5 protein-coding genes are annotated in these 6,912 nt (G+C 49.7%); 2 read left to right on the forward strand and 3 right to left on the reverse strand.

Annotated elements, in window-relative coordinates:
* Positions 1-314 precede the first annotated feature (314 nt).
* Together J4G02_15895 and J4G02_15900 are read left to right on the forward strand one after the other, a co-directional pair.
* On the forward strand, positions 315-1,322 hold the full coding sequence (locus tag J4G02_15895; protein MCE2396046.1) for a C-terminal binding protein: 1,008 nt from the start codon (positions 315-317) through the stop codon (positions 1,320-1,322).
* A 161-nt stretch (positions 1,323-1,483) separates the two neighbouring features.
* Positions 1,484-2,269 (forward strand): SDR family oxidoreductase, encoded by a 786-nt coding sequence (locus tag J4G02_15900; protein MCE2396047.1) that lies wholly within the window; start codon positions 1,484-1,486, stop codon positions 2,267-2,269.
* A 58-nt stretch (positions 2,270-2,327) separates the two neighbouring features.
* On the opposite strand, the gene J4G02_15905 is transcribed toward J4G02_15900, so the two are convergent.
* From J4G02_15905 to J4G02_15915, 3 genes are all read right to left on the reverse strand, one after another.
* Positions 2,328-3,440, reverse strand: coding sequence for a DSD1 family PLP-dependent enzyme (locus J4G02_15905; GenBank protein ID MCE2396048.1), 1,113 nt, complete (start codon positions 3,438-3,440; stop codon positions 2,328-2,330).
* 382 nt (positions 3,441-3,822) lie between these two features.
* A complete protein-coding gene (locus tag J4G02_15910; GenBank protein MCE2396049.1) occupies positions 3,823-4,935 on the reverse strand; it encodes a hypothetical protein in 1,113 nt (370 codons plus the stop codon).
* A gap of 1,374 nt (positions 4,936-6,309) precedes the next feature.
* Positions 6,310-6,912, reverse strand: a 603-nt coding sequence (locus tag J4G02_15915; protein ID MCE2396050.1) for a fumarylacetoacetate hydrolase family protein, incomplete at its 5' end; no start/stop codon positions are given.

Raw genomic sequence — 6,912 nt, forward strand, 5'->3', positions numbered from 1 at the left:
CATTTAATTCTCCTATATTATTGTCTGAATCACGGATTAACGCGGATTAACGGATTACACGGATAAACGATGCTATTAGCAGTTGGCATAAGAACGCGCAATGAATTGCGCTACTACAAACTGCGGGGGAACCAGCTGCCCCGCCTACGGATTTGGGTCATTCCGAAATCGGTCAAAAAACGGAAAACTAAATAGCCCTAATTGTGTGTCCTCACAATTGTTTTCCTGTCGTACTTGTGTTATAGTATAATCTAGCCTAGCAAAGGGTTTATTTCCCACAAAAATAGATTATATGTAAGAAAGGATTTGCAATTATGTCTTATAAATATAAAGTGATGATGACAGACTATGCCTGGCCCTCCGTCGAACCGGAGCGACAGGTCTTAGAAGAGATAGGGGCAGAACTAATTGTTGCGGAAAGTGGGACAGAAGAAGAATTTATCGAATTGGCACCTCAAGTTGACGGCATCCTGACCTGTTGGCTCCATGTAACCACAGCGGTCGTCGAGGCTGCCCAACAGTGCAAAGTTATTGGCCGGTGTGGTATCGGACTGGATAACATTGACGTGGAGACGGCTACCGCTCTCGGAATGGTTGTAACAAATGTGCCTGCCTACTGCATTGATGAGGTCTCTGATCACGCAATGGCATTACTGCTGTCATGTGCTCGGAAAATTAGCCTACTCGATCGAACGATTAAGAGCGGAAATTGGACGCGAGACGTGGGACCGCCAATGCGTCGGATTCGTGGACAAAAGTTAGGTATTGTTGGCTTTGGCAAAATCGGGAAGGCAATTGTGCCGAAAGCGAAGGCATTCGGGCTGGAGGTCTTGATTTACTCACCGCGAGCCACCCAACAGATTGCAGCGGAACATGAGGTGACATTGGTCGATTTCCCTGAACTTCTGGCGGAGTCTGATTTTATCACTATCCATGCCCCATTGAACTCTGAAACTGAAGGGGTATTCGATGAGGCTGCGTTCCGTCGGATGAAGCCAACAGCTTATGTCCTCAATACCTCACGAGGCGGGGTTATCGACACAGGTGCCCTCTATGATGCGCTTACGACCGGCGAAATCGCGGGGGCAGGGCTAGATGTTTTGGCAGAGGAACCGCCTCAGCCCGATGAGCCACTGCTTGGGTTGGACAACGCAGTTCTGACACCGCATGCAGCGTTTGTCTCTGAGGAGTCTACCTATGACCTTGAGGTAACAGCAGCGGCAGAGGTCGCAAGGGTCCTAACAGGACAGATGCCTGAGTCGGTGGTAAACCCGGAAGTCTTGAGCAGCCCGATGCTTCGTGCGATTGCACTCGCCCAATAAAGATAATTATGGTAGATTTTAGAATTACTTATACACTGCCAATGCACAGCCAACCCCCTAAATCCCCCTTATCAGGGGGACTTTGGCAACTTCACGAAGGTCGAAGTTGTTGGCAAATGTCCACTTATTCGTCTCATTCACCATAGTTCAAGGAAATAAGGATGAAATCTTTCAAAGGCGCAACGGTCTTGGTGACCGGTGCCTCGTCCGGCATAGGCGAAGCGTTTGCACGTAACCTTGCAAATCATGGTGCTGATTTAATCTTGACGGCACGTTCGGAAGATAAACTCCAACAAATAGCCAAGGAGCTATCGGAAAGACACGAAATCCAAGTGCACGTGTGTCTTGGGGATCTCAGCCACCCGGATACACCTCAACGCTTGTGGGACGAGGTTCAATCTGCATCGCTCTCGGTCGATGTGCTGATAAATAACGCCGGTTTCGGAAAGTGTGGCCCCTTCCTAGAGTACGATTATCAGAGCTACCAAGATATGCTGAACCTCAATATCAAAGCATTGGTGGGTTTAACACATCTTTTTCTGCCTGCGATGTTGGAGAAGGGGGACGGTGGGGTTATCAACGTTGCATCAACGGCAGCGTTTCAGCCCATCCCTTACCTTGCCGTTTACAGTGCCACGAAAGCATTTGTCCTCGGTTTTTCAGAATCACTCTGGGGCGAGTATCATAAACGTGGCTTGACAGTGCTTGCGCTGTGTCCGGGTAATACCGCCACCAACTTTGCGGAGGTGGCCAACGCCGACGTGGCAAGGATGACCAGAGCAGAAACTCCTGAAACAGTGGTGGAGGAAGGCTTGAAAGCCTTTTTGAAGGGACGTAACTATGTGATTCCGGGCAGGAGTGTCAACTATTTACTGGCAAACTTATCTCGGCTATTGCCGCGTCGCCGTGTGCTTGGGATAACGTCGGATATATTCAAGCCGGATTAGTCCCCACCAGAGTGAACAAGGGTTACGGCATACGGCGTATGCCTACTACCTTATTGGGCTACTGTGATTTCCCTCTTGCAGCGATCTCCCAAACATCCTCGACAATCCCGTTGCGAACCGCATAGTACCGGTCATGGAGATTCACCGTTGTGCAGCAGTGGGTTGGTAAAAGTTCAATCTTATCGCCGGGCTTGAGCCCAACGCTTGGGTCCGCTGACAGATTCCCGTGCTCCTCCGATAATCCTCGCATCTCTAAGCCTTCAATCCCCACCGGTTGTGGTGTGCCAGAATCACTTGTCAACACCTTTGCCCCTGCGTCTACGATGACACGCGTCGGCTGCGGACGACTTACAACCGTCGTCAACATGGTCAGGGCGCATCCAAACTCCTCACCGATACCTTCGACCGTCCGATAACTTGAGTCGATAAAGACATAAGACCCCGCCTGAATTTCTGTCATATCCGGGTAAGCACCGGTGATTGCATAGGTGCCCGTGCCACCGCCGCTCACAATCTTGACGGGGACACCGTTCTGTTCGAGAAAGTGTTTGGTCCCAATCAGCATCTCAACAGATTCGCCTGTTAAACTTTTGCGTTCGGCGAAAGTCGGCGTGATGACGGTGTGCCCCTCATAACCCATTATCCCTTCAAACTTGAGCCCCTTTGATTTCAGGATGTGACGCGCCAGATCCAGCGTGGGTTGTCCCGGTTCCGTCCCACAGCGATTCATGCCGGAGTTGACTTCAATGAGGACGCGCAGGGTGGTGCCTTTCGCTTCCGCAGCCGCGGAGAGCTGATCGACGTTATCCGGGTCATCAACCGCAACCATAATCTCAGAGTGTTTGGCGAGGTTAATCAGACGTGCGATCTTCTGCTTTCCGACAATCTGATTGGCAATCAGTACGTCGCGGATACCCGCATGGATCATCGCTTCTGCTTCACCGAGTTTGGCACAGGTCATGCCGATCGCTCCCGCCTCCATCTGTTTATGGGCGATAATCGGAGTCTTATGGGTTTTGACATGTGGACGCAGATCTGCATTGACCGTTTTGAAATAGTCTGCCATCTTCTGGATATTGGCTTCCATGATATCTACATCGATCAGCAGTGCTGGGGTGTCAATTTCTTCTTTGGGGATGCCGATAAACACATCGACGTTGGGTGCTGACATCGGTTAGTCTCCTATAGAACTTACGTATTTTACCACAGTTGGTGCGGGGCAAGATGCCCCGCCTACAGAGCACAGGGTAATACCGTTTCTGAATAATTTTGTCACACGATTCGGACGGGAAACAATGGGTATCCGCTCCCCCCGATAGAATCCCGATACATCGGGACGAGTCGGGACTCGGATCACAATCTAACAGATCGTGGTACAAAAGACATTCAGACGCGTTAGCATTTTGATGTTTCCAATTTGGTAAATGCTATAATCTTCACACTTCAACAATGCGTTATCCTTTACCAGAATTGGTATAAGGTGACCTGCCCCGATAAATCGGGATGCAAGCACCTACAGTTGGCTGCGTAAATCCTAAAAGTGTTAGATTTTGTTAGATTTTGCCAGGGGCACCGTTGTGGTTGCCTTCAAGCGGTGGTTTGCGGTTGATCAATGCGAGTATGTTCTCTAGTTCCGCCGGCAGTGTACCTCCGTTGTTTAGCGGCTCCAGCAAGTTGGGAACTTTCTGATCGCTTGGCAGGTCTCGTTCTTGCGACTGTTGCTTTCTATCGCGGATTTCTTTTTTCCACGCGATCTGTTGCTCCTCCACTTCCTTCAATAGTTGGGCTGCATTGCCTCCCCGTTTTTCCCACTCATTGAGGAAAATCTGGAGCACTGTGCCTGTCTTTTCTTTCGTTCGCTGTAGCTCTGCTTCGATTTGGCGATCTGTCTCTTCGGTGTAGTCCTCCCAGGGTGGTAGGTCTGAGTTGACGTAGGCGTTGGTTAGATCTGCCTCTACAACCTTAAGGTAATCGTCACGAAAGCCAATGAAATCGGCGATAAGATTATGGAGCCCGTCGTTGTCAATTTTGTTGAGTGTCTCTTGCGGGATTTTACTGTATGCCGATATGGTGCTTTCCAAAGACGCTCTATTTTTTGTATCTTTTTCGACTTTGAAGTATCTTTTAGTGTCTGATATTTCACTAGATACCCTATGCTCTCGTTCCTCTGCATAAGCGTGGCTCTGTTGCTTTGCGCTTGACTGGTACTTCGTTTCAAGTTGAGCTGAGCGGGTCGCCTTGTCTTTGTATAGGTCAAGCCTCATTTTTCTCTGGTCGTTTTTGACCTCGTGGTCCGCTGCCACCTCTGCGGGATCTGTTATCTGTGAACCTGGCACGGTTGCACCGTAGACGCCGGTGGCTTTGAGAATGTGTACGGCTGAGATGATTCGTACTTTGATATCTGAGTCGTGTAACCCGTCTTGAAGCACATCAACAGCTTCAGCTACAAGGTTGTTCAAACGGTTGAGTTGTCCGCCCCACACTTGTTGTCTGCGGTCATTCAGTGTTGCGATAAAGCGTGGATCGTGGTTGCGCCAGATGTTGACGGTGGATCGCGATTTCCCGATGGTTTGAGCAACTTCTCTATCGTTTTTTCCAGTGAGAATCAGGTCAATCGCTGTTTCTTGTTGGGGTGTGAGTTGGTTCGGATGGGGTGCTTCTGCCATAATATGCCTCCAGGTTGATTTTAGTAGTGTTGGCTAATTTGACCGATGCGTATAGGTGGCGTTAAGAGACCACGCGGCTTTCCCATCTGAAATTATATCACATACGTTACGATATTGCAACCTATTTGTGAAATTGTGGGTTGTTGTTGTCTGAATCAAGATTTTCGGGATTTAAGGATTTTCAGGATGGAGAACGGAACGTGATAAGCGGCCGGGTGCATTTAGCCCCAGCGGGGTGATATGTGTCGTTTGTCTGAATCGCGGATTAAGGGATTGCACGGATTTTTGAGCCGATGTGGAGATTGTGATTCCAAGCAATCTGAATCAGGATTTTCGGGATTTAAGGATTCACAGGATGATTTCATTCAAGACCCCGCGCTCCAGCGGAGCGTAATGTATAGAGCAATTTAGTGAAAAAGAAGCGTGCTTGGTAAAGTAGGGAACAACGATCGTTGTTCCCTACGAACCGTTTATGGAATCTCTGTTGTAGTTGCCCGATTCATCGGGCGTATCGAGGCAGGGGTGCCCCTCCCACACCCCCCTCAATCCCGCTTATCAGGGGGATTTGATATGAAACGACATAAATCCTACCCCCGATAAATCGAGATCAGGGGGACAGGCGGGATTCAAAGCAACTGGGGCTTGGGGTTGGTATTACGTGCTTGTGCTATACGCATATCGTCCCGCTGGGGCTTTAGGTCACTTGGATACTTATTTTCTATACACATATCGCACCTCTGATGCTTTTTGTCAGCGCATTGGCTCATTAGTTAATTGATTAATTAATCTGATGAACTCTATACACATTGCGCTCCTCTGGAGCGCGAGCATAATGGGTGCTGGTATTCTATAGACATATTGCTCCGCTGGAGCAAAAAGCTAAGTCCTATAGACATGTCGCCCCGTTGGGGCTTGGAAGAAGGGTCCTATCGTCCGGCTATAAACATGTCGCCCCGCTGGGGCTAAATGAAGTGATGAACTAATGCTGTTCATGTTCCGACTTGTTCTCGCTTATCGGGAGAACGGGATTTTACAGTCTGTCTGCCTGATTTCGGCACGGACGATTTATCGGGGTATCACGTTTCAGGTTATCAACAGCTGCAAACTAGCACCATTGGTTTCTATAGTGGATCTTGGAATTAATGAGACACTCCAAACCGGTGCGGTTAGAAACCGCACCTACCGGGGGACGAAGGTGTCTATTTATTTTTAACCTCCTAAATCCCCAATCCCTAACCCCCCTAGCCCCCCTTGTCAGGGGGGAAACCTTTGTCAGGGGGGAAACCTTTGTCAGGAGGAAACCTTTGTCAGGGGGACTTTGGAAGATCCGGGGGACTTATGACCCGGCTGCGTGAGTCCTATCTCTATAAGTTTCTAAAGTTGTTTGACAGGGTTGGAGAGTTTGCCCAGCCCGTCCGCCTCGATCTCTACGATATCACCGGGGGCTAGCGGCAGGTCGTTCGGCACGATGATACCGGTGCCGGTAGAGACAACTGTGCCAACCGGGACGGGGTTATCTCGGCAAAGGAATTCGGTGAGTTCCTCAAACTTCCAATTAATTTGGGAGGTGTTTACGCCGCCTTCATAGATTGGTTTATCGTTTCGTATAACTGTGCATTTGATGTTTAGGTTATAGGGATCATCAATTTCGGAGGCGGTGACGAACATTGGACCGAGGGCACAACAACCGTAAAATACTTTCGACTGCGGCAGGTAGAGGGGATTGTCCCGCTCGATGTCCCATGCGGACACATCGTTGCAGAGCGTGTAGCCAACAATTTCTCCATCCTCGCCGAGAACATAGGCTAACTCCGGCTCGGTGGCCGTGAGTATGGAGTCGCTCCGAATACCGACGAAGCCGTTGGGTCCAACGCACCGGGCTGGCGTCGCTTTGAAGAAAATCTCGGGGCGATCTGCGTTGTAGACACGACTGTAGATATCTTGCTCGCTGTCGTCATCCCGCATATCCGCGCTGCG

The organism is Candidatus Poribacteria bacterium, from assembly GCA_021295755.1.
GTDB lineage: Bacteria > Poribacteria > WGA-4E > WGA-4E > PCPOR2b > PCPOR2b.

Excerpts from the sequence above, each read along its gene's own strand:
- J4G02_15895 (MCE2396046.1), top strand. The coding sequence starts at position 315 with ATGTCTTATAAATATAAAGTGATGATGACAGACTATGCCTGGCCCTCC.
- J4G02_15900 (MCE2396047.1), top strand. The coding sequence starts at position 1,484 with ATGAAATCTTTCAAAGGCGCAACGGTCTTGGTGACCGGTGCCTCGTCC.
- J4G02_15905 (MCE2396048.1), bottom strand. The coding sequence starts at position 3,440 with ATGTCAGCACCCAACGTCGATGTGTTTATCGGCATCCCCAAAGAAGAA.
- J4G02_15910 (MCE2396049.1), bottom strand. The coding sequence starts at position 4,935 with ATGGCAGAAGCACCCCATCCGAACCAACTCACACCCCAACAAGAAACA.